Source organism: Prevotella sp. CAG:255 (assembly GCF_000431195.1).
GTDB classification, from domain to species: Bacteria; Bacteroidota; Bacteroidia; order Bacteroidales; family Bacteroidaceae; genus Prevotella; species Prevotella rara.
Map to the genome: position 1 here is coordinate 72,532 of NZ_HF986815.1, position 23,568 is coordinate 96,099.

The following is a 23,568-nucleotide window of genomic DNA, read 5'->3' on the forward strand; positions in this document are numbered from 1 at the left end:
AAATCATTCTGAAAGAATTTCCACACCATGTTCAGTCATAAGGAAAGTGTGTTCCCATTGTGCACTCGGCTTCTCATCACCGGTTATCACTTCCCAGCCATACTTGTCATCAGCATCAATGAACACCTGCCATGTTCCCATATTTATCATCGGCTCAATAGTAAACACCATGCCAGGCACAATAAGCATGCCCGTTCCGCGGTGACCAAAATGCAGGACCTCAGGCTCTTCATGGAACTTAAGTCCCACTCCGTGGCCACAAAGATCACGCACGACACCATAATGATATTTCTCGGCATGCTTCTGTATTGCATGTCCGATATCGCCTACAAAGCAATATGGCTTAGCGGCCTCTGCTCCAATCTCAAGACATTCCTTGGCAACACGGACCAGTTGCTCCTTCTCAGGTGTGGTCTTGCCGATAATGAACATTCTGGAAGCGTCGGCATAATATCCGTCAAGTATTGTAGTAAAGTCGACGTTAATAATATCTCCTTCCTTAAGCACATCTTCTTCCTTAGGTATGCCATGACATACGACTTCGTTTATGCTTGTACATACACTCTTAGGATATCCCTCATAATTAAGGCAAGCCGGTGTGCCGCCATGGCTTACACAATAGTCATAACAGATTTTGTCTATCTCAAGAGTATTCATTCCTTCATGAATATTCTTGGCCACTTCGTCTAACACTTCTGTGTTGATAACTCCGCTTCGTCTTATTCCTTCAATCTGCTCGGGAGTTTTTATCAGGTCACGCGTAGGCACAAGCTTACCCTTGTTTTCCCAATACATAACCTGTTTATCCATGTCAGTAATCGGCTGACCAGAGAGACAATGCCATCTCCTTTTTTTCTTGAAAACCATTTTATATTATTTTAAACGCCTACAAAAGTAGCAATTTATTACAACATCTTATCTGTATATGTCTGAAATTCCGCACAAACATGCCGAATGATTTCATAAATGAAGAAGTGAGCGAAGCTCACCGGTCCAGTCAGAACCGTTATCCGGGCACATTGTCATGAACCCCAATTTGCCTGCAGCCTCAACATTGCGCGGGCCGTCATCGACAAAGAGTGTCTCTTCCGGCAGGATATTTTCGTTGTCAAGCACTTGTCTGAAAAAATCAGGCGCAGGTTTCATTATGCCAAGACGATAGCTCAAATATAAAGCATCGAAATAGTCGTTGAGAGATGAGCCTTTTCCGTCGAATTCACTGCTCAACGCCCAATCCATCATAAACGGATTGGTGTTAGACAGCAGAATAAGACGATAGTCCTTGGCACGAAGCTCTTTCAGCAAGTCAAGATTGCGCTGCGGAACATCTTTACGATAGCCAAGCCATGCATGCTTACACTCATCGAACGTAAGTTCGTGCCCTGTCAGGCTGCTGAGTTTACTGCGAAAATCCTCCGCAGTAATCTTTCCTTCCTCGAGATTTCCGAAGATGCCTGACTGCGTGTAAGAATCAAGATAGCGCTCGGCATCAGACAGACCGAGAGCCTTGAAACGGCGCAAAGCCTCTGCAGGGTCAAGGGTCATAATGACGCCGCCCAAATCAAAAACTATATTCTTTATGACACGTTCCATAATAAAGCCAACGTTTTAACTTAATAATGCTTCATAGCCCTGTCCATCTCGCGCCGGTCTTCTTTCTCCTTCATCGTCTGACGCTTGTCAAATTCCTTCTTACCTTTAGCCAAGGCTATATCCATCTTTGCCCGTCCATGATCGTCAATAAACACCAATATGGGCACTATGGTGAAACCAACTTGCTTGGTGGCTTCCTGAAGTTTATGAATCTCGCGTTTATTCAGAAGCAGCTTACGGTCGCGTTTTGCCTCATGGTTGTTATATGAGCCGAAGAAATAAGGCGAAATGTTCATTCCCTTGACCCATATCTCGCCATTGTGTATATAGCAGAAGCTGTCAACAAGCGAAGCCTTGCCAAGCCGAATCGACTTTATCTCTGTACCGGTAAGCACAATACCGGCTGTGTATGTATCAACAAAAAAATACTCGAAAGAGGCTTTCTTGTTACGGATGCTTACCGGACTTTTCTTTCTAAGCAGTTCTTCTTCTTTGTTCATTTTTCAATCTGTTTTATTCCTCAACCGTTACAAAACGTTCGATATGCTCATCCACGTAACAGGCCACCATCCCTGTCCAGGTCTCTTCGTTCTCAACGAACAAGTCATCGAGGTCGTCAAATTCGGGATATTGCTCAAACATAGCCATAAACTCATCGTCGGTGCACTCGCGCTCTATTTCATTCTTATATTTGAAATAAAGCTTTCCGGCCTTTTTTACAAGACTTGCCAGCTCGTCTATGCCCCACCCTTTTATTGCTTTTGCAAAAGGGTTGCGGAACAGGAAACTTCCATATCCGTTATAAATCAGCTGAACAAAACCTCCATCCATCACCTCATTATGCAGTATGTCATATGCAAGAAGCGTTATCTGATCCGAATTGAGTTCTGCCATTGTGTCGGCTGTAAGTTCTCCGCCCACGCTCGCCATTATTGCGTCTGTAAACACTTTCAAGAACTCATCCATACCTGCCGAAGCAGCATTGCGCAAATCAGAATCTTTAACTTTGGCTATATTCATATATCTTTCGTTTACCGGTAATTATCATGCAAAGATAACGCAAAATAAAAACAACACAAAATAAATATCTGATTTTATTGACATTGTAGACTATCGGAGCATGTCAAAATCAAAAAATTATATGACACAACGCAACGGCACCATAGCCGGAACATGCCACAATGACACTAAGACAAAAACGGTTATTGTTCTCAAAAAGGACAAAACGCGAACGCTTCAAAAGTAAAAAATCAGGACATTATTATTTTTTGTTTTAGAAAATACAACGTTAATCAAGATTAAAAATATGAATATCATACCGGCCGATTGTTAACACACGTTCACTATTAGACGTGTATTTATAATCATTTTAAGTGATTTCAAATACAAAAAGCACTTAAATCCGAAGCAAAAAGCAATGAGTTAGACCACAAAACATGGCATATCAGACTGCAAAAGCCGTATTTTACATATGCGGAGTGCTGCAGTTTTTAGCTAAAATGAAGTAACATACTTATAATCAAGCACTTGCAGCAAATGAGTATTTTAGCGCATTTTCCCATTAGACCACAAATTCCAAAACGCGACAGGCATTTCAGGAGCGTTAAATGTCACAACAGCAACAAACGGCTTGTTCCGAAATAAAACAATTATACATGCGACAAAAGCTATAAATAGAAGCCCAAATCATTTATAAGGGCAACAGAATTATGACAAGAACATTATTTAAAATAAAAAAGAATGCTGAAACTACACAAAATAGGCAGGCCGCCTGCAGGGATAACCAAAAGCAATAAACAGAATTTCTTTGCGTTATATATTATAAAAAAAGACCTTATGAAGAAAACTATACTTTTAACATTGCTGACATCACTCATCACGTGCGCCAATGCACAAAGGCATGAAATTTATGACCCAAACATAAAGTCGCTGCAAGTGGTGGCCGGACAAAACTGGATGTCGCTGCCTGTGATAAAACTAAGAGGAAACAGTCCTAACGACATTATAAACATCGGGTTCGACGATCTCACGCATTCTTATCACAGATATGTATACAAAATTGAGCACTGCAATGCAGACTGGACGGTGTCAGACGGGCTTTTTACCAGCGACTACATCGAAGGATTTGCAGACGGAAGCACCATAGACGATAATGAAGAGTCGATAAACACAAACGTACTTTACACACACTACAAGCTGCGCATACCGAACGAAGACTGCCAACTGAAGATGAGCGGCAACTACAAACTTACTGTTTATGACGAAAACGACAACAACCGGCGTGTGTTTACGGCGTGCTTCATGGTACTCGAGCCTCAAATGGGATTGCAGCTAAGCGTTACGACAAACACAGACCTCGACTTTAACAAGGCTCATCAGCAGGTGTCGATGCAGCTGAGCTATGGCAACATCAACGTAACCGACCCGACATCACAAATTAAAACTGCCGTAATGCAAAACGGAAGATGGTATAACGCCAAGCTGAATGCAAAACCGCAATACATCATGCCCAATGGTCTTAAATGGGACCACAACAGAGACCTGATATTTCCTGCCGGAAACGAATATCACAAATTTGAAGTTCTTGACGTCAGCCACCCGACAATGGGCATCGACCGCATTGACTGGGACGGCAAGAACTATAATGTATATCCGTTCATGTGCGAGCCGCGGCTGAATTATGTCTACGATGAAGATGCCAACGGAGCATTCTACATACGCAACAGTGACAATATAGAGAACGACATTTCATCAGAATACGTATTCGTGCACTACAGGCTGAAATGCCCTCAGAAAGTCAACGGCACAGTATATCTGAATGCCACATGGACCAACGACTGGTTTACGCCGGACTACCAAATGACATACAACGATGCCACTCTGTGCTATGAAGCAACAATAATGCAGAAACAGGGTTACTACTCATATCAAATTGTGATGCTCGACAACTCCGGTACTGTGCAGATAATGCCTACTGAGGGAAGTTTCTATCAAACAGAAAATAAATATCAGGCCTTAGTCTACTACAGAGGTCAGGGAGAACGTACAGACAGACTTGTGGCATATCAGGAGGTTCAGATTAAATAGTAACACGAGAATACTTTTATAAAAACAGGGCGGCTTTATTTTAAACCGCCCTGTTTTTATGCCAAACCAACATTCTGCTCATGTGTATTGAAATGTCTGACATCGTCTCACACATCAACTTGCAATTAACCATAAGATTATTTCGCAGAATCATAAGTTAGCCCAAACAAACAATACCACGCAAATACACCCATTTGTCATAATAAAAGATTAAAGAAATGGCAACCGCCACACAAAAGAAAACATCAGAACAAGACGCGGGAAACGCTAAAGACAAGAAGGGACAGCCTGCATGTCAAGAAAAATAACATGGCAGATATTTTCACCTTATGAGTGTAAATATCTGCCATAATTATATTTATACCTAAGCAAATCGAGACTGATTATCTGGCTGTATAATCGTTTTTCCTACATACTTCATGTAGGTGTTGCAGCCATAATTGCCTAGAAGTGATAACCTAACGTGAGCAAAAGCTGATGGCGTTTGTTTGAAACGTTCACAGCATCGCAAATGTTATTATTTTCAGGCGTATCCTGAGGTCCTGCATAATAATTAGTAAACGGGCTGAAATCACCGTCCTGAACAGTATACTGATATGCAAGGTCTAAAGACATCTTGCCTATGTTATATCCCAGACCACATGTTATACGGTTAGTTGCCTTCCAGTTTGTATAATCTGTCGAAGAACTGTAATACGAACCGGGAGAGTTTATTGTTCCGTCTTTATATCCATATTTCTCATACATCGGCGAAACATAATTATATCCAAGTCGTAAAGACAATTTTGCATCCGGCTTAAACTCAACACCAAGTTTCAGCGTGCTGACACCTTTCAGAGTGTTTTCTGTATGATTGTTCATTGCGTTATCGCTTGCACTGCTCTCCCAATATTCATCATAATACCAGTCATATCCTCCGCCAGTGTTTACCCTTGAATCAATACATCCATAATCGGCATACTCATATCCTGCACCGATGGCCAGATAATTGCCCACTGTGGTACCAAGACTCACGCCAAACTTCCAAGGTGTATAAAGTTTAAAGTCATAGCTCTCGCCTATTTCGCCAGAATCATACATGCCTACACTTGAGTTGTTTGCCAAGGTTGTATAGTTTGACGTTGTCAAATCATACCATGTAGGCGTTGCAACAGAAAGGCCTATACGGAAAGGTGATGTCTCTATAGGACGTATAATGACACCGGCCTTAACATTAACTCCACTTCCACTTATACGACGTTCATCAGCAAGAGTAACATTTCCCACAGACCCGCCGTCAGCATCTACAAGAGCCTCGGTATATTCACTATAGCCCTTATAGTTTACATCGCTTATTCCTACGGTAAGACCAAGGTATACACGATCGTTTATATTACCGCTGATGTTAAAGTCATACTCGCCTATATAACCGGTATTGGCGCGGTTGAACATATAATTGGTTGCATTGTTATAATAGAATGCACCGTCTGCATCAGAAAGCAAGGCATTGTAGTACAAATAGTCAACTTGGCTAAATGAATTATCATCTGCAAGGAATGTACCATTATCGTTATAAATATTAAACACACCTTCAGCTCCCTTCATGTAAGACAATTTATTCTGTGACGCGCCCTTAAGAGCACCGGCAGCAGAAAGTATGTAATTGAAATTACGGCTCTTATGATAATTGAACGCAAGGTTCAGAAAAGAGTTTCGTCCCGTACGCTTTGAATACACAAAACCGGCCTGATCAAAGCTCATGTTCGTTGTATTACCGTTTGCAAAACTTTTACCGTCCTGCTGTGACACGAAGCCAAACGAAACATTTGCCATCGAATGGCGGAACAGACCTATACCGGCAGGGTTTGTACCAATAGTCGAAATATCTGCACCTAAAGCATCAAGCGCACCTCCCATACCTACATAACGGGCTGTGCCGTTGAGATCTTCGCCTGCAATATTGGCATTTTCATAAGTCTCTTGCGCCGACATATATGATGCAAAAAGAGTTGACGCGAATATAATTAGTAAACGTCTCATAGTCAAAATATTTTTATGTAACAAAATTTATCTCACCTAACAAACTATCTACGACCGCCGAAGTGTCCACCGCCACCTCCTCCGCGGCTACCGCCAAACGAACCGCCACCGAAAGATCCGCCGCCACGGCTACCGCCGAATGAGCTGCCATTGTTGTACGACGGACGAGGCATCGTGTTTTGATTATTGTAATTATTTCTGCGGTTACCGTTAAATCGGTTATAATTTGTATTCGAGTTATTGTTTCGGTCGTTATAAGAACCACGGTTGGCGTTAGCACGGTTATTTGTGCCACGATAACCTCTGAAATTCTTGTTTACTCCTCCTGAGTGGCCATAGTTCACACGCCCGTGATTGCTCGTTCCGGTTATGCCCCTATAGGGTCTGTAATATGAAACTGGCCAATACCACGAATGATACCATCCATAGCCCCAAGGCCTGTACCATCCATAATACCATGGATCATACCAAGGACCATACCAACCTGAATAAGCATACCAATATGGACTGCCATACCAATAAAGTCCATACCACCCATAATACCAAGGATCGTACCAATAAAAATCATCAAACCGGCTCATACGGCGGCTATACACATAGTCGTCCTCGGGATTATAACTTTCATCATACTCACCTTCCGCCCCTGCATATGCAGTTGTCTGCAACGAATCAGATGGGCTGAAGTCAATAACATCACTAGCTGTTGTGTCTGAGGCCTGGACGTATCCCTCATTACCCCAAAAGCCACGCCTGTTGTATTCGTCTACATCCATATGATTTTCATGATATGACGCAACAGGAGCCACTTCCTTCACAACTTTTTCTGTCTTCTTGGGCGTAAAATACATATCATCCTGAGCATATGCTCCTGACGATATCAGACCAAATAAAAATAATGCTAAAATATTTCTTTTCATAAACCCCACCTCCTAATATTATTATAAAATAATACCTTTGTCTTCATATTCTCTACACTTCTTAATTTAATAAGCAGATTTTCTTGTATGCAAAAATAAAATTTCTTGTAATGCAAAATTAGGGAAAAACCCTAAACCATAATAGGTTTTCCCCTATTTTTTATACATTTGCATAAAAATTTAACACGTAGTATGAAATATCTTGAAGTAAAATTCTGCATTACAGACAATCAAGGACGAAATATCGATGACGAAATGCTTCTGCAAGCAGCAAAAGACATTCTATGTGATTTTGCAGGCAATGCCGGCTTTGAGTCATTCGAGGATGTCATGTCGACTGTAACCGGTTACGTTCAGACACAAAACTTCAACAAAGAAGTTTTAGATGAATGTCTTAACAACGTTCCTATAGACGATATCCAGATAACCTATAACGTTGAAGATGCTGAGGACAAAAACTGGAATGCCGCATGGGAGGAGCAAGGTTTTAAACCTATACTCATTGAAAATAAATGTATAATACACGATAAGAACAATGTACCGCAACTTGTTGAAGACGAAAACCTGCTCAATATAACAATTGACACAGAACAGGCATTTGGCACAGGCAATCATGAAACGACATACATGATAATCAACGAGCTTTTTAACACAGAACTGAAAGATAAATTATTTTTAGATTGCGGATGTGGAACAGGCATTCTGTCGATAGTTGCATCTAAACTTGGCGCCAAAGCCGTAACTGCTTATGACATAGACGAATGGAGCGTAAGAAACACTACGCACAACTGCACTCTTAACAACGTTGAGAATGTGTCTGTACTATTGGGCGATTCAAATGTATTGAAAGATATAAAAGACAAATACGATGTAATAACAGCCAACATAAACAGAAATATTCTACTTGCCGACATGCATATGTTCAAACAGAAAATGTCTGCGGGAGCTGTGCTGATATTAAGCGGATTCTATACAAGTGACACTGAAATATTAGTAGAAAAGGCTAAATCGCTTAAACTGACCATTATTGACAATAACAGCAAAAACGATTGGTGCATGCTCAAATTTAAAAATCTGGATTAATAATGAATTAAAAGAAGAGCATCTTACTTAGTCTTTATATTTATTTCAATCGGCCAACAAGTATATCCATCGACAAATAACAGTCTTAGATTTAAATTTATAACTGTTGGCCGGTTGAAATATTTTGTTTTACATATTAACTATATACCGACACGCAAATAGCTTCTGTCGTCAAAAGACTTATTTCCTGCCATAAGTCCTTTTGTTGCTTTAAATGTATTCATACAAAGCGGATCGTTCCCCAACTGGCTTGCCAGCATAGCCTCACTTTCGTCTAAAGTCGGTTTTAAAAACGGATAACCGTCACTCGCCAAAACAAGCTCATTTATCCCTTCGTCAACATTTATCACACGAACTTTATCCATAGGTATATCAAAACCGTCAATAACAGCATAAGAAACATTCTGATATCTGCAGCATTTTACCAATTCCGGAAGTATACTTTCTCTTCCACAATCTTTTATACTTACACTTTCCGGTGTTATACCATTATTAATTGCTTCACGTAAAAATAAAGCTCTTTGTTCGGCTAATTCCTGTTCATAAGGCTTAGGATTATCATAAAAGCAACCACCAACAAGACACTGACAATCTCCAATCATCCATACTTGCCTCAACTTGGAAGAATAAACAATCGCACTAGCCGTAAGACGCTCTTCCGGATGCAACTTCAACCTCTCCACATCTATTTTTCTTCCGGATGCAACTTCAACCTTTCAACATCTATTTTTAAATCTAGGTATTTCGAATATATGGATTTTGTCATATATTGACAAAATCCATATACATCAATGTCACTAGAAATAGAATTTATACAATTCTTTATGAGTTCCATGCAATATCTGCCGTTAGAACACAAGCCGTTCATACGGATAGGTGTCTTGCTTGTACTTCCATCTATAACAGCAGCGAAATTCTCATTAACGATTATTCCGTCTTCGCACTCCTCTTGGCTTTTCTTTCCTACTACCAGTTGTTCTATTATTTTCATTCTTCGACTTGTTTGCGTAATTCTGCAATGGTCTTGGATATAGTTGCCTGATCAAATCCGGTCGTCCAAGCCTCATCAACTCATGTTCGATATTTCTTCTCTCCTCCGGCTTATACCAAAAGAAGAATTGCCTTTGGGCAAGTTTCTCACGTTGAGTTTTAGCCGAAAATACAGGTTCCAATGTATAAGGATCAAAACCGGTGTACCAAGCCTCTGTACTTACGGTCATTGGAGTTGGTGTAAAATCCTGCACCTGTTCCAGATGAAAATTTAAGTTTTTTGTCTTTACAGCAAGTTCTGCCATATCTTCTTCCTTACATCCGGGATGGCTGCTTATAAAATAAGGTATAATCTGCTGCCTTAAATTCTCCTTTGTGTTTATATCGTCAAATATCTTTTTAAAAGACTCAAACTGAGAGAATGGAGGCTTACGCATTAACTTTAACACCCTATCAGATGTATGTTCAGGCGCAACTTTCAATCTGCCGCTAACATGCCTGCAAATCAGTTCGCGTGTATACTCTTTTGCAGCTTTATTAATATTCTCATCATCACTTCTATGAAGTAACAAATCGTAACGGACACCGCTTCCGATAAAACTCTTCTTTATGCCGGGTAGTGAGTCTACGGCCTTATATACATCCAGCAATGGGCGATGGTCTGTATTAAGATTCTTACATATATTAGGATTTATACATGACGGCCGTTTGCATTTTTCACAAATAGATTTATTCTTTCCTGACATGGCATACATGTTTGCAGACGGGCCTCCCAAATCACTTATGTATCCTTTAAAGTCAGGCATTTCGATAACCTTCTTAACCTCTTTAAGTATGCTTTGCTTACTTCTTGAAACGATAAACTTACCTTGATGGGCACTTATCGTACAAAAAGCACACCCGCCAAAACATCCACGATGAATGTTTACAGAATGTTTTATCATCTCATAAGCAGGAATACGCTTATTTTTATATTTCGGATGAGGAAGTCTGGTATACGGCAAATCATAACAACTGTCAAGTTCCTCTGTTGTCATGGGGGGATAAGGAGGATTTACGACAGCATAATACCCGTCAACTTCTTGCAGAAGTCTGTGCGCATGTAACATGTTTGACTCTTCCTCTATATGCCTGAAATTCTCTGCCTGAAACTTCTTATTTACAAGACATTCCTCATGAGAATGCAAGATAAGATCATCGGATTTAATGTCATTGGCAAAATCTTTCTTCTTTATGAGATACACAGTTTGCGGTATATCATGTATTTCATGAATGTTGCGTCTCTCCAGCAACTCTTTACAAAGTGCAGTAATCGGTTTCTCCCCCATTCCATAAATAATCATGTCCGCTCCAGAATCACACAGAATACATTTCTTCAGTTCATCTTTCCAATAATCATAATGAGTAAGCCTGCGCAAAGAAGCCTCAATACCACCTAATATAATCGGAACATCAGGATATAATTTACGTAGGATATGACTGTAAACAACTGTCGGGTACTCAGGTCTGCAATCATGCCTGCCATCCGGACTATATGCATCTTCAGAACGAAGACGGCGATTGGCCGTATATTTATTAACCATAGAGTCCATACATCCTGGCGCTATACCAAAAAACAGCCTCGGACGTCCCAGCTTTTTAAAGTCACGGAAATCACCATGCCAGTCAGGTTGCGGAACAATTGCGACACGTAAGCCCTGTGCCTCCAAAGTTCTCGCAATAACAGCACAGCCAAAAGAAGGATGATCTACATAAGCGTCTCCAGAGAACAAGATAACATCAAGTTCATCCCATCCTCTAAGTTCAACCTCCTTTTTAGTTGTAGGTATCCAGTCTGAAAGCCTATAATCAGTCATTTACTTTATTTTCGTTATCGTCAGATGACTTGTTTTCATTTTCCCATTTGATAAACAACAACACGAGCTGATACAAGCCAAAAGCCTTCATGTTATTATTATAAATCACATCAAGGCACAAATCAAGAAGTTCCTTATCAACCTCGGCAGAAGACTCCAACATAGACCTGACATTAAGTTTAAGTTTATCAAGCACCGGTTCATCAATAATGCCGTTACTGTCAATAAGATTCTTCAAAAGAGAATACTTCTTTATTGTATTCAGATGCTCTTCCGTCACTGCTATATTTCTTGTTCCAGATGCGTTTGCTTGAATTTTGTAAGTTTCCATATTATAATCTATTTAAAAATAAAATTAAGAATTCCTGTCATTACTGCCGCACGTTTCTTTTCTGACGTTATACACTCGAAGGGGAAACCCATTGTAAAAGAACGACGCTCCTTACCGTCATAAGCTACACATATAGAATTTCCTGTCCCATCTGTTAATGCACAAAAAGCCGGACTAACAGGGCTCAACACATCAATATAAGGAGAAGCATAATGTACATCATTGTACATACTAAAAATTTCAAATGAGGTATTCATTCCTTCTACCTTATTATTCGTCCGCATATCAATTATTCCGTTATGTGTAACGTGCAAAACATCATTTAAAAATTTCTGTTCTTTATTACTTTTCATGTCGCTTCCTATATAAGCTCCACTGACTATAAGATTTCCATTGTATTCCGTAAGTTTCTTTTGGAAAGAAGAAGAAAACGTCTTATAATAATTTAAAGAATAGCCATCATCCTTTTCCAATCCTAAAATGACATCAACGCAGTCATAATTGCCAAGCACGACCTTACCATTTTCAATTGAAGATTTTGAGCAACTTACAATATTATACTTATTTGATGCCATAATAGCCTTAGCATGTTCTGGTATGTAGTTAAATTCATTACCTTTTATTATAAATCCTTCAAGTTCACTTCCGCTGTAACCGAGTCCACCCGGCCCCTCAATTCCCAGCTTTGTCTTGTCAAAACATATCTGGCTACCGCAAAGGCCTAAAGTTTTACCTTCAGTTACCCCTAAATCCTTATTCAGGTCAAAACCCTGCTGAAATTCATCATCAATTACAGCCGGTGCAGAAAGACGCTGAAATCCATTGACAATAAGAACGTCTTTCGCGGCATTAGAATGATATACAGCAGATATAACTTCAGAAGTAAAACTTTCACCGCCATCATTCGCTGCAGAAACCTTGAAATTATACAACAAACCAGGCTGCAACTTTATTTTACATGCTGTACCTGTTATCTTAATGCCATTATCAAACCCGGCGTTGCCTGCGGACGTATAAAGTATATATGAACTTGGCACAGCCGTTGGTTCTGTCTTATCAATCTGAGCATCCCATTTCAACAGGATCGTATCGTTTGCGTAAAATTCAGCCCTAAAGTCAACAGGAGTCAAAGGTGTAACAACATAAGGCTTTTTATGCATTTCAGAAGAAAAGCGTAATATAGACTTATATATACTACGGGCTAACGTAAATCTAAAATTGGGATCCTGACCATAAATCATGTCTGGGAAATTCTGATGCGACAGTGTTTCCAATATAGCTGATGTAACCTGCGGACACCGAGTCTCTGCATAATTTTTATCATATACTTCCCGTTTCGTCCATTTTTTATATTGAGACTTAATATCTTTATTCACGCCGTCAAGCAACATTCCTGCAAACTTTTTAGAATTTGAGCGTGAAAGTCCTGAATAAAAAATACCGTCATTAGGGAATGTCGTACTAATAGCCAACGTACCTATTATAGACGAATAATCACTAGCAACTCCAGCATCACTATGGATTGCCAAAGACAATTCTATAGGGACATTCAATCCATTCATTGTAGGGGCGAAACAAGAACCTCCCGCAAGCCAATTTGCCATGAACGGCCTGGTGTATATATCTTCCTTATAATCGTCTTCACCATTTTTCGACCGGTATACACTGTCTGGAGCACCAGCCCACTGAGCATAGTAACGAGCCCCTTCAAGGCATCTGGGCAAACCGCTTATAATGTTATTTCGCTTAACATTACCCATACCGCCGCCAAATCTAACCGCATCGGNNNCCACCCCTCCGCCAAATCTAACCGCATCGGCTGTTACAAATCCATTATACGCACTCTCATTCGTCAGAACAACACGATTACCGGAATTACATCCTGAATCAAAATCAAAGGTGCCAAGATAAACCCATGTGCCTCCTCCCATCTGCTGATTAACATAAAAGACAGTCTTACGTCCTTGATGATACACTATATACTGAGCATCCGGAACGCTTTTCTTATGTGTGGGATAACTGACATAAACAGCATATTGACCTCTTTCCGGGAAATTCGGCTGGTATGATATCTCACAATTCCTCACGGCAGAAGCCTTAGCCGCCCTGGTTGTTCCTTTTTCAAAAGGATTCTCGCCATCATCATAATACTTTTCTGTATTGGCAAAGCCCTTTATTCCCGCATCTTTCCATTCTGTGCCGACATTTATCTCTGTATAATAAGGCAAAAGCGTCTTATTATCATTATCAATAATTATCTCGTTCTTTTGCCAGTCACGTTCGCGTGGTGTAAAGACCACAGCCCCTGCCTTCTCAAGCATGGGAATTAAATACGGCACGACTATTGTTTGTGTGTACAGATCCTCATTCGTGCAGAATAGGTTTGGCCTCTGCCATTGCCACCTATTTTTATTCTTATTATAATATCTGCCATGGCTGGCATAAACAGAGAGATGTCGATTTTGCAGTCCCTTTGTTATACTTATCGGTCTCGAACCATTATAAACCCATGGTATTCCCTTGTACTCGATATCCTCCTTTATTTCTCTTTTCTTTTCTGAAGTCTCCTTTTTGTCCTTCTTGCCTTGTGAAGACACTATTTTACGATGTGTCCCGCATGAGACAAGGAGTATACTAAATAAGAACAAAAAAAATTTCTTTTGCATAAATCAGTCTCCAGTAGTAAACAAATCCGGATGTAATCCTGAATATTCCTTGAAATAGTCTTTTATTATTTTCATATCCACATCAATATCCCCTGACGGAACAAGACTTTTATTACATTGAATGAGATGTCTTTTGTAGTCCAATCCATACAACAGTATTGGTATACCTGCCTTCAAAGCAATATAATAAAAACCTTTTTTCCAATTAGGATTGCGAGATCTCGTTCCTTCCGGCGTTATACAAAGATAGAATGTGTCTCTAGACTTTGCGGCGTCAGCCAACTGGTCGGTCATCTTTGTATGCTTAGACCTACTGACCGGTATACCTCCTATTTTCTTAAAGAAAAACCCGAGAGGCCATACGAACCATTCCTTTTTCATCATGAAATTAATTCTCAGGCCTTCGGCTCTCATGTATAGCTGTCCTATTACAAAGTCCCAATTACTGGTATGAGGCGCCAGACAGATAATATACTTATCCGGATGAGACACGGTAACATCTTTCTTCCAACCACCTTTTTTATACAAAAGCCACTTGCAAAGTGTTTGCAGCATGACGTGAATAAATTATTTAGATGTTAACTATATGATCAACAATTTCGCAAATCTGAGCATTAAATTTGTCCTTTAGATCTTTATAATATGATTTCTTTGACATTCCTGGTTCCGGATGCGAAACTCTTCTAATAGAATTGTCGTGTACTATTAAGATTGACGACAATATCGCCTTAACGTCTTCCGTATCCTTCTTACCACTATATAATGATGCTGCCATACACTCAGAAAAAACATCACTACAGATATAATTAATCATTTTCTTTAAATTTCTTTTGCTTGCCATATTATTCTTATTTTTTATGTTTATCTAAAACTTTACACAACAAATGTAATAAATAAATTAATAATCACAAGCCGTTTAATGAAAAAAAACATTATTTTATTCAAAATATTTTATTTATTTTTCTATATTGACAAAAATTCGTAAATTTGCACAGGTCTAAAAGCTATATTTATAACTAACTATATTAATTTAATTTTGGTATTATGGAAAAAAGTGCATTACAGAAAGCCAGAATTGACTACGCGCCAAAATTGCCGACATCACTTCAAGGTTCTGTAAAAGTAAAAGAGGGTGCTCCAACACAAAGTGTGGACGATCAGGAAGACATCAAAAAATTATTCCCCAACACTTACGGTATGCCGGTTGTGGAATTTGAACCCAGCAACGAGACACAGACTTGCGAAATGAATGTGGGCGTTATTCTTAGTGGAGGTCAGGCTCCCGGCGGACACAACGTCATAACAGGTCTGTTTGACACTATCAAGCGTCTCAACCCCAACAACAAGCTGTACGGATTCATCCTCGGCCCTGGCGGATTGGTTGACCACAAGTATATTGAAATCACAGAAGACTATATCAACGATTATCGCAACACTGGCGGTTTCGATATGATCGGTTCAGGCCGCACCAAGCTTGAAAAGATTGAGCAATTTGAAAAAGGTCTTGAAATTGTACGCGAACTCAACATTAAAGCTCTTGTTATAATTGGCGGTGACGACTCTAACACAAATGCATGTGTCCTTGCCGAATATTATGCAGCAAAGAAATATGGCGTACAGGTTATAGGATGCCCCAAGACCATTGACGGTGACTTGAAGAATGACCAGATTGAAACATCATTCGGTTTTGACACCGCAACAAAGACTTACTCTGAACTTATCGGAAATATCGAGCGCGACTGTAATTCGTCTAAGAAATATTGGCACTTCATTAAACTGATGGGACGTTCTGCTAGCCACATTGCACTGGAATGCGCCCTGCAGTGCCAGCCTAACATCTGTATCATCTCTGAAGAGGTTAAGGCTAAGAACATGACTCTTAACCAAATTGTTGAGAACATCTGTAATGTAATAGCCTACCGTGCAGAGCAAGGCCTCAACTTCGGAGTTATCCTCATACCTGAAGGTCTTATCGAATTTATTCCTTCAATCGGAAAACTTATCGAAGAGCTGAACGACCTCTTGGCTGCTCACGGCAATGACTACAAAGGACTTGACGAAGAGGCACAACGCGAATACATACTCGCTCACCTGAGCGAAGAGAACAAGCAGACATTTGCCACACTGCCTGCTAACGTTGCCCGCCAACTTTCACTCGACCGTGATCCTCACGGAAACGTTCAAGTTTCTCTCATAGAAACAGAAAGACTTCTTTCTGATATGTGCGAAGCAAAACTTGAGCAGTGGAAAGAAGAAGGTAAATACAAGGGCAAATTCGCATGTCTGCACCACTTCTTCGGATACGAGGGACGTTGCGCAGCTCCTTCTAACTATGACACAAATTACTGCTATGCACTCGGAACAAGCGCTGCTCAGCTGATTGCAAACGGAAAGACAGGATACATGGCTATAATCAAGAACACAACAAAGCCCACAAACGAGTGGAGAGCCGGAGGTGTGCCAATCACCATGATGATGAACATGGAGCGCAGAAATGGCGAGATGAAGCCTGTAATCCGCAAAGCTCTCGTTGAACTTGACGGCAAACCGTTCAAGGCATTCGAGAAGATACGTGACAAATGGGCACGCGAGACAAGCTTCATATACCCTGGTCCTATCCAGTATTGGGGTCCTTCTGAAGTTTGCGACTGCACAACAAAGACTCTTGAGTTAGAACAAGAATAATATTACAATAATACGAAAAAGATGTGTAAAGGTCGGTTTTGCCTGTAAATGCTGACAAGGCATGGCCTTTACACATTCTTTTTATTTTTAGATGATGACTGGTACAAGAAACAAAAACACCTACAATCGGCACACTACATCAACTAACAGATGTGGCAAAAAAAGGCGTTCTCATACCAGGGCATCATTTTTTCACAGATATCCCAGATGGGCATGGTGGTTGGGCGGACTTGGCGTCGTAGCATTATACGTATGTTTTTTCTATTACTTTTTCGTCGGGCCATTCGGGTTCAGATGGAGAGCCATATACGGTGATGCGAAATATCCCGAGGGCTACGAAATCAGAGGTATTGACATCAGCCATTATCAGGGAGACATTGACTGGGAACTTTTGCAGAATGCAATGATTGAGAAGTGCCCGATACGATTTATATTGATAAAAGCAACAGAAGGCACAGACCGCATTGACCCGAAATTCAAAGAAAACTTCAGGCAGGCCAAAGAATATGGCTTCATACGCGGAGCATATCATTTCTGGAGCAACAAGTCTTCAGCACGCACACAGGCATATTTCTTTCTAAACAATGTATATCTGCAAGACGGAGACCTTCCTCCCGTATTAGACATTGAGCACAAGCCAAAGGATGTAAGCCTTGAGGATTTTCAGCGCGATGTACTTACATGGCTTCACATTGTTGAAGACAAATACCATGTCAAGCCGATTATTTACACATATTATAAATTTAAGACGACATATCTCAATGAACCGGTATTCAACGACTACCCTTACTGGATTGCGCATTATTATGTCGACAAAATTGAATATACAGGCGAATGGAAATTTTGGCAGCATACTGACGCCGGACGTCTGCCGGGCATAAAAGGATATGTTGATTTCAATATTTATAACGGAAGTTACTACGACTTGCGCAAACTGACCATTGGATACGAACAAGATTAAACAGAAATCTTATATTAAGATTTAGCTGAATTGCTGTTTAATTTTGAACATATTGGCATTTGATTTTTCATATGCCCAGCAGACTATGTCAAAAAAGCTTATACCGAGACGGCCGGAAAAGAATAAATAAACTTGTATAATTAGAACAATATGCGTTATAATGAAAATGATTTTACTTAAATATACAAGTCATCATGCGCACCTGCAAACCATAATATTAGATATAAAACGTAGCTGTCTAAATAAAGGACGGCAAAGAAATAATGTCAATAAATATTACTAATTTATGTTCAAAGTTTTCTCTAAAATAGAATTTAATCATTATAAAAATGAGAGAAATTTTAGCACAAACCTGCCTAGATCCATGCATTTATTGACAAATAAGCCTGAAAATATCATCGAAACAGGCACTTTAACGCGACAAAATCTATGCAATTAATAAGCAAAACCTATGCTTTTCACCTTTAAAACCATAGGTTTGGCTCAAAAAAATCATAACATTCCGGCTATCGGAGAATACATTTACTGCAACAGAACAGCATAAGGCACTGACAGACAATGCATTGCATTTTACGTGTCATTTTATTCTTTTTCTGAAGGGCAATACACAAAAAAATCGGAACATGGCAAGTCTGAATGCGTCAAAATCAAAAAGTTTTCTAAATAACGTTCATAAAAGCGCCCTACCCGTCAACGTATTACTATAGTCTTAAACCAGTCTTTCAGGACACCTCCATAATTGTCCTGCGAATCACTGACGAGAATAAGCGTCCTGCTGCCATCAGCCAACTTAGGACCTAAACACATTCCTTCATAATTAGCAACTGACCAGTCTAAGAGAGAAAGGCGGGTAACGAAGGAATATACCAGCCGTTTGTTCAGAAACTTTGTATCAGCCCCAATCGCTTCGCCCGAGGACAATGGTTCTGCATCTTCAGGAACAATCTCATATAATTTACATTGAGCAAAAGCCCCAATCTTTAGCATTGGAACAAAGAATTCACGCTCAAGGACCAACAGACGTCCGTCACCAAGTGCAGTCAATTCACTTACTCCCATTGCATAATTGCTCGATTTTTTATTTGCCATAGGTTCATCCATACGATAAGCGTACTGCTTCACCGGCTGAAGTTTTTCATCAAACGCCTGAAGTCTCAACACGTTACGTACCTTATTCAGCGAAGTGGCACACTCACCGTCACCATTCATTGTGCTCTCATTTATGGTCCAAAACAAGTGTGCCTCCTCATCATACGCCAATGACTCAAAGCCATAGTTGCCTACACATTTTTTATAATCATCCGGAATATTCAGACTGCGGCCTGTAGCCTTGCCGTCAGCCGTATATTCACCAATAACATTATCAGACTCTCTGCTAATGAAAAACGTTCCCGTTGAAGGAACATACGCAATAGCCTCACAGTCAGCATTACGTAAAGAGTCGCCTTTGAAGCCCAAATTCGTAACATCCTTAATTTCTCCAGATACAGAATCAACATCTATTCGAAATACAAAGAATCCGTCTGTTGCAGACTTATCCGAAACGACAGCATATTCATTGCCGCCCACAGGTGTTATTCCGCTGTAATTTCCGGCAGGGACCTTCATCGGAAAAGCTTTCTGCCCACAGTCTTTAACAAACTCTGTCTGAGCCCAAAACAATGCCGGACACAAAGTCATCAGTATTACTGAAATCAATCTTCTACTCATCATCTTTAATCTTAATTATATTTACCACACGGCACAATGCCAATTAGTCAATCAATTCAAGAAGACTATAATCAAGTGCAAATGTAACAAGAAAAATTCTTTAAGTTGACAAAATGCTATATTAAAATCTTGTATAAAAGCACTATAAATAAAATGAAACTTTAAAATAATTCTTTGTTATGACAATTTTTTTATATAACTTTGCGCCTCAAATAGTAAACTATATAACAGAATCAATATGGCCAAAAAATTTGCCGAGCACAACGGTCTGAATCTGACAGAAACGAACAAGGTTGTGCTTGATAGTTGGAACAAGAATAACGTATTTCAAAAATCTATAACAGAGCGTGAGGGATGTCCACAATTTGTATTCTTTGAAGGTCCCCCTTCGGCAAACGGACATCCGGGTATACATCATGTCCTTGCACGTACTATAAAGGACACTTTCAACCGCTATAAGACCATGAAAGGATTTCAGGTTCACCGCAAGGCCGGATGGGACACCCACGGACTTCCAGTAGAGCTTGGAGTTGAAAAAGAACTTGGCATAACCAAAGCAGACATCGACAACAAGGAATCTGAGAAATACATCTCTGTTGAAGATTACAACAAGAAATGCCGTGAGAACGTCATGAAGTTCACGGCAGAATGGAGAGAACTTACAGAGAAGATGGGTTATTGGGTTGACCTTGACAATCCTTATATCACATACGACAACAAATATATAGAAACTCTTTGGTGGCTTCTGAAACAGCTTTATGACAAAGACCTTCTATATAAGGGATACACCATTCAGCCTTATTCACCGGCTGCGGGCACCGGTCTGTCAAGTCACGAGCTCAATCAGCCAGGATGCTACCGCGATGTTAAGGACACCACAGTAACAGCTCAGTTTGCTATCATTGACCCGAAGCCTGAAATGACAGAATGGGGTAAGCCGTATTTCTTGGCATGGACTACTACTCCATGGACACTTGCCGCAAACTCAGCATTGTGCGTAGGCCCGAATATCGACTACGTTGCCGTACAGACATACAACGGATACACGGGTGAACCGGAGACAGTTGTATTGGCAGAGGTTCTTGTTCCTTCATACTTCAATACAAAGAACGAGAACAACGATTTGGCAAGCTACAAAAAAGGTGACAAAGTTATACCTTATAAGATAGTTGCCCATTACAAAGGTTCTGATCTCGTCGGCATGAAATACGAACAGCTTCTGCCCATGATCAAGCCTATGACTGATGGTGCATTCCGTGTAATCCCTGGTGACTACGTAACAACTGAAGACGGTACAGGTATCGTTCATATTGCTCCTAACTTTGGTGCCGACGATGCTAATGTAGCTAAAAAAGCCGGTGTGCCGCCAATAGTGCTAATAACAAAGAAAGGCGAACATCGCCCTATCGTAGACCTCGAAGGCAAATACTACGTTATTGACGACTTAGACACTGACTTCGTTGAGAAATTTGTCAACAAGGATTCATGGAGCAAATACGCCGGAAGATATGTAAAGAATGCTTATGACGAGAATCTTACAGATAAAGACGAGACTCTCGACATATCTATCTGCATGGACTTAAAGGCTGCCAACAAGGCGTTCAAGATAGAAAAGCACGTACACAGCTATCCGCATTGCTGGCGTACAGACAAACCCGTGCTGTATTATCCTCTTGACAGCTGGTTCATACGTTCAACTGCATGCAAGGAGAGCATGGTTGAAAAGAACAAAACTATCAACTGGAAACCCGAAAGCACCGGTACAGGACGTTTCGGCAACTGGCTTGAGAACCTTAACGACTGGAACCTGAGCCGCAGCCGTTTCTGGGGTACCCCGCTCCCAATATGGCGCGATGAGGACGGAAACGAGATATGCATAGGCTCATTGCAGGAGCTTTATGACGAAATAGAAAAGAGCGTTGCAGCAGGATTCATGGCAAGCAACCCGTTAAAGGACAAAGGTTTTGTTCCCGGTGATTATTCACAGGACAACTATGACAAGATAGACATGCACAGGCCTTATGTCGACAACATTATACTTTGCAGTAAGACCAACAAGCCTATGAAGCGCGAAACCGACCTTATAGACGTTTGGTTTGACTCAGGAAGTATGCCTTATGCACAGATTCACTATCCGTTTGAAAACGCAGACATGATAGACAAGAATCAGGCATTCCCTGCCGACTTTATCAATGAAGGTGTAGACCAGACACGTGGATGGTTCTTCACTCTGCACGCAATAGCTACTATGGTGTTTGACAACGTTGCATTTAAGAACGTCATTTCAAGCGGTCTTGTGCTCGACGCTAAGGGCAACAAGATGAGCAAGCGTCTCGGTAATGCTGTTGACCCATTTGAAACACTCGAGAAATATGGCACTGATGCAGTACGTTTCTATATGTTGACCAATTCAGCTCCATGGGACAACCTTAAGTTCGATCCCAATGGCGTAGACGAAGTGCGCAGAAAGTTCTTCGGAACATTATATAACACATATTCATTCTTCAGCCTGTATGCCAACGTTGACGGCTTCGACTATTCACAGGCAGAAATTCCGGTTGCAGAACGTCCGGAGATAGACCGCTGGATATTGTCTGAGCTCAACTCTCTCATAAAAGGCGTAGACGCCTCATTGGCTGACTATGAGCCGACAAAGGCAGGCCGTATGATTGACGAGTTCGTAAATGATGATTTGAGCAACTGGTACGTTCGTCTTAACCGCAAACGTTTCTGGGGCAAGGAGATGGACAGCGACAAGCTGTCTGCTTACCAGACATTATATACCTGTCTGGAAACAATAGCCAAGCTTCTGGCACCATTCTCACCCTTCTACTCAGACCAGCTGTTTAAAGATCTTGAGAATGCTACCGGACGTGATAAAGCCGAGTCAGTACATCTTACAGACTTCCCTGTTGCTGACGAAAGTCTTATTGACAAAGACCTCGAGGCTAGAATGGAGATGGCACAAAAGATAACCTCTATGGTTTTGGCTCTCCGTCGTAAGGTCAACATAAAGGTTCGCCAGCCGCTACAGTCTGTAATGATACCTGCAACAGATGAAAGTCAAAGAAGACACATCGAGGCAATTAAAGACCTTGTAATCAATGAGGTAAACGTAAAAGAGCTCAAGTTTGTAGAAAGCTCAGACGTTCTGGTCAAGAAAGTTAAGTGCAACTTCCGTACAATGGGAAAGAAATTCGGTAAACTCATGAAAGGCATTGCAGCCCAAATGGGAAATCTGAGCCAGGAAGAAATTTTATCTCTTGAGAAAGAAGGAAAAATCACATTAAATGTCGACGAGCAGGAGGTTGTTGTTGAAGCTACTGACGTTGAGATTATAAGTGAGGACATTCCGGGATGGCTTGTCGCAAACGAAGGCAACCTCACTGTAGCTCTTGAAATAGAACTTAACGAAGAGCTTAAGAACGAGGGTATGGCCCGCGAACTGATCAACCGCATTCAGAACTTGCGCAAAGACTGCGGTTTGGAGATAACTGACAGAATTAACGTCACTATTGCTCCAAACGCCCAAATCGAGACAGCAGTCAAGGCTTTTGCCGACTACATCAAGGGACAAGTACTGGCCGATTCAATAACATTGGCTGATAATGACGGTGTGAACACTAACTTCGATGACTTTGACGCAAACATCAAGGTTGAGAAAGTTTAA

General features: G+C 40.7%; 18 protein-coding genes. 5 read left to right on the forward strand and 13 right to left on the reverse strand.

Annotation, left to right across the window (positions count from 1 at the left end; translation table 11 throughout):
- Positions 1-3 precede the first annotated feature (3 nt).
- From map to QVO66_RS08080, 4 genes are all read right to left on the reverse strand, one after another.
- Complete coding sequence (map, locus tag QVO66_RS08065) at positions 4-867, reverse strand: type I methionyl aminopeptidase (protein ID WP_021854953.1); 864 nt, start codon at positions 865-867, stop codon at positions 4-6.
- 93 nt (positions 868-960) lie between these two features.
- Positions 961-1,593: an HAD family hydrolase gene (locus tag QVO66_RS08070; protein ID WP_021854954.1), complete on the reverse strand. Its 633-nt coding sequence runs from the start codon at positions 1,591-1,593 to the stop codon at positions 961-963.
- Between the two features lie 20 nt (positions 1,594-1,613).
- Positions 1,614-2,093, reverse strand: coding sequence for an SsrA-binding protein SmpB (gene smpB / locus QVO66_RS08075; protein WP_021854955.1), 480 nt, complete (start codon positions 2,091-2,093; stop codon positions 1,614-1,616).
- Between the two features lie 13 nt (positions 2,094-2,106).
- Entirely contained in the window at positions 2,107-2,613 is a 507-nt protein-coding gene (locus QVO66_RS08080; RefSeq protein ID WP_021854956.1) for a DMP19 family protein, read from the reverse strand.
- An 816-nt stretch (positions 2,614-3,429) separates the two neighbouring features.
- Here QVO66_RS08080 and QVO66_RS08085 point away from each other — a divergent pair.
- Positions 3,430-4,680 carry a DUF5103 domain-containing protein gene (locus QVO66_RS08085; RefSeq protein ID WP_021854957.1) on the forward strand — a complete coding sequence of 417 codons (1,251 nt, stop codon included), beginning with the start codon at positions 3,430-3,432 and terminating at the stop codon, positions 4,678-4,680.
- A 444-nt stretch (positions 4,681-5,124) separates the two neighbouring features.
- Here the strand turns inward: QVO66_RS08085 and QVO66_RS08090 are convergent, their stop codons facing one another.
- Both QVO66_RS08090 and QVO66_RS08095 read right to left on the reverse strand, forming a co-directional pair.
- Entirely contained in the window at positions 5,125-6,699 is a 1,575-nt protein-coding gene (locus QVO66_RS08090) for an OmpP1/FadL family transporter (RefSeq protein ID WP_021854959.1), read from the reverse strand.
- 44 nt (positions 6,700-6,743) lie between these two features.
- The gene (locus QVO66_RS08095; RefSeq protein WP_288172740.1) at positions 6,744-7,616 is read right to left on the reverse strand and encodes a hypothetical protein; all 873 of its coding nucleotides are present in this window, start codon (positions 7,614-7,616) and stop codon (positions 6,744-6,746) included.
- 192 nt (positions 7,617-7,808) lie between these two features.
- Between QVO66_RS08095 and prmA the strand changes: the two genes are divergently transcribed.
- Positions 7,809-8,699, forward strand: coding sequence for a 50S ribosomal protein L11 methyltransferase (prmA, locus tag QVO66_RS08100; RefSeq protein WP_021854961.1), 891 nt, complete (start codon positions 7,809-7,811; stop codon positions 8,697-8,699).
- Positions 8,700-8,839: 140 nt separating this feature from the next.
- Here the strand turns inward: prmA and QVO66_RS08105 are convergent, their stop codons facing one another.
- The 6 genes from QVO66_RS08105 to QVO66_RS08125 form a co-directional block, all read right to left on the reverse strand.
- A complete protein-coding gene (locus tag QVO66_RS08105; RefSeq protein ID WP_021854962.1) occupies positions 8,840-9,382 on the reverse strand; it encodes a hypothetical protein in 543 nt (180 codons plus the stop codon).
- 237 nt (positions 9,383-9,619) lie between these two features.
- Positions 9,620-11,545 (reverse strand): YgiQ family radical SAM protein, encoded by a 1,926-nt coding sequence (locus tag QVO66_RS08110; protein WP_021854963.1) that lies wholly within the window; start codon positions 11,543-11,545, stop codon positions 9,620-9,622.
- Positions 11,538-11,876 carry a hypothetical protein gene (locus QVO66_RS08115; protein WP_021854964.1) on the reverse strand — a complete coding sequence of 113 codons (339 nt, stop codon included), beginning with the start codon at positions 11,874-11,876 and terminating at the stop codon, positions 11,538-11,540. Before QVO66_RS08115 ends, QVO66_RS08110 begins: the two co-directional genes overlap by 8 nt.
- 8 nt (positions 11,877-11,884) lie before the next feature.
- Complete coding sequence (locus QVO66_RS13715) at positions 11,885-14,542, reverse strand: golvesin C-terminal-like domain-containing protein (protein WP_021854965.1); 2,658 nt, start codon at positions 14,540-14,542, stop codon at positions 11,885-11,887.
- Positions 14,543-14,545: 3 nt separating this feature from the next.
- Positions 14,546-15,097: a 1-acyl-sn-glycerol-3-phosphate acyltransferase gene (locus QVO66_RS08120; RefSeq protein ID WP_021854966.1), complete on the reverse strand. Its 552-nt coding sequence runs from the start codon at positions 15,095-15,097 to the stop codon at positions 14,546-14,548.
- A 16-nt stretch (positions 15,098-15,113) separates the two neighbouring features.
- Positions 15,114-15,383, reverse strand: coding sequence for a hypothetical protein (locus tag QVO66_RS08125; protein WP_021854967.1), 270 nt, complete (start codon positions 15,381-15,383; stop codon positions 15,114-15,116).
- Positions 15,384-15,586: 203 nt separating this feature from the next.
- On the opposite strand from QVO66_RS08125, the gene QVO66_RS08130 reads away from it, so the two are divergent.
- Positions 15,587-17,227 (forward strand): diphosphate--fructose-6-phosphate 1-phosphotransferase, encoded by a 1,641-nt coding sequence (locus tag QVO66_RS08130; RefSeq protein WP_021854968.1) that lies wholly within the window; start codon positions 15,587-15,589, stop codon positions 17,225-17,227.
- Between the two features lie 94 nt (positions 17,228-17,321).
- Complete coding sequence (locus QVO66_RS08135; protein WP_288172744.1) at positions 17,322-18,188, forward strand: glycoside hydrolase family 25 protein; 867 nt, start codon at positions 17,322-17,324, stop codon at positions 18,186-18,188.
- Positions 18,189-18,878: 690 nt separating this feature from the next.
- Here the strand turns inward: QVO66_RS08135 and QVO66_RS08140 are convergent.
- On the reverse strand, positions 18,879-19,901 hold the full coding sequence (locus QVO66_RS08140; protein WP_288172741.1) for an esterase-like activity of phytase family protein: 1,023 nt from the start codon (positions 19,899-19,901) through the stop codon (positions 18,879-18,881).
- Between the two features lie 235 nt (positions 19,902-20,136).
- Here QVO66_RS08140 and ileS point away from each other — a divergent pair, with 235 nt between their 5' ends.
- Positions 20,137-23,568 carry an isoleucine--tRNA ligase gene (gene ileS / locus QVO66_RS08145; protein ID WP_021854974.1) on the forward strand — a complete coding sequence of 1,144 codons (3,432 nt, stop codon included), beginning with the start codon at positions 20,137-20,139 and terminating at the stop codon, positions 23,566-23,568.

Excerpts from the sequence above, each read along its gene's own strand:
- map (WP_021854953.1), bottom strand. The coding sequence starts at position 867 with ATGGTTTTCAAGAAAAAAAGGAGATGGCATTGTCTCTCTGGTCAGCCG.
- QVO66_RS08095 (WP_288172740.1), bottom strand. The coding sequence starts at position 7,616 with ATGAAAAGAAATATTTTAGCATTATTTTTATTTGGTCTGATATCGTCA.
- smpB (WP_021854955.1), bottom strand. The coding sequence starts at position 2,093 with ATGAACAAAGAAGAAGAACTGCTTAGAAAGAAAAGTCCGGTAAGCATC.
- QVO66_RS08090 (WP_021854959.1), bottom strand. The coding sequence starts at position 6,699 with ATGAGACGTTTACTAATTATATTCGCGTCAACTCTTTTTGCATCATAT.
- QVO66_RS08110 (WP_021854963.1), bottom strand. The coding sequence starts at position 11,545 with ATGACTGATTATAGGCTTTCAGACTGGATACCTACAACTAAAAAGGAG.
- prmA (WP_021854961.1), top strand. The coding sequence starts at position 7,809 with ATGAAATATCTTGAAGTAAAATTCTGCATTACAGACAATCAAGGACGA.
- QVO66_RS08085 (WP_021854957.1), top strand. The coding sequence starts at position 3,430 with ATGAAGAAAACTATACTTTTAACATTGCTGACATCACTCATCACGTGC.
- QVO66_RS08070 (WP_021854954.1), bottom strand. The coding sequence starts at position 1,593 with ATGGAACGTGTCATAAAGAATATAGTTTTTGATTTGGGCGGCGTCATT.
- QVO66_RS08130 (WP_021854968.1), top strand. The coding sequence starts at position 15,587 with ATGGAAAAAAGTGCATTACAGAAAGCCAGAATTGACTACGCGCCAAAA.
- QVO66_RS08125 (WP_021854967.1), bottom strand. The coding sequence starts at position 15,383 with ATGGCAAGCAAAAGAAATTTAAAGAAAATGATTAATTATATCTGTAGT.
- QVO66_RS08140 (WP_288172741.1), bottom strand. The coding sequence starts at position 19,901 with ATGATGAGTAGAAGATTGATTTCAGTAATACTGATGACTTTGTGTCCG.
- ileS (WP_021854974.1), top strand. The coding sequence starts at position 20,137 with ATGGCCAAAAAATTTGCCGAGCACAACGGTCTGAATCTGACAGAAACG.
- QVO66_RS08120 (WP_021854966.1), bottom strand. The coding sequence starts at position 15,097 with ATGCTGCAAACACTTTGCAAGTGGCTTTTGTATAAAAAAGGTGGTTGG.
- QVO66_RS08115 (WP_021854964.1), bottom strand. The coding sequence starts at position 11,876 with ATGGAAACTTACAAAATTCAAGCAAACGCATCTGGAACAAGAAATATA.
- QVO66_RS08080 (WP_021854956.1), bottom strand. The coding sequence starts at position 2,613 with ATGAATATAGCCAAAGTTAAAGATTCTGATTTGCGCAATGCTGCTTCG.
- QVO66_RS08135 (WP_288172744.1), top strand. The coding sequence starts at position 17,322 with ATGACTGGTACAAGAAACAAAAACACCTACAATCGGCACACTACATCA.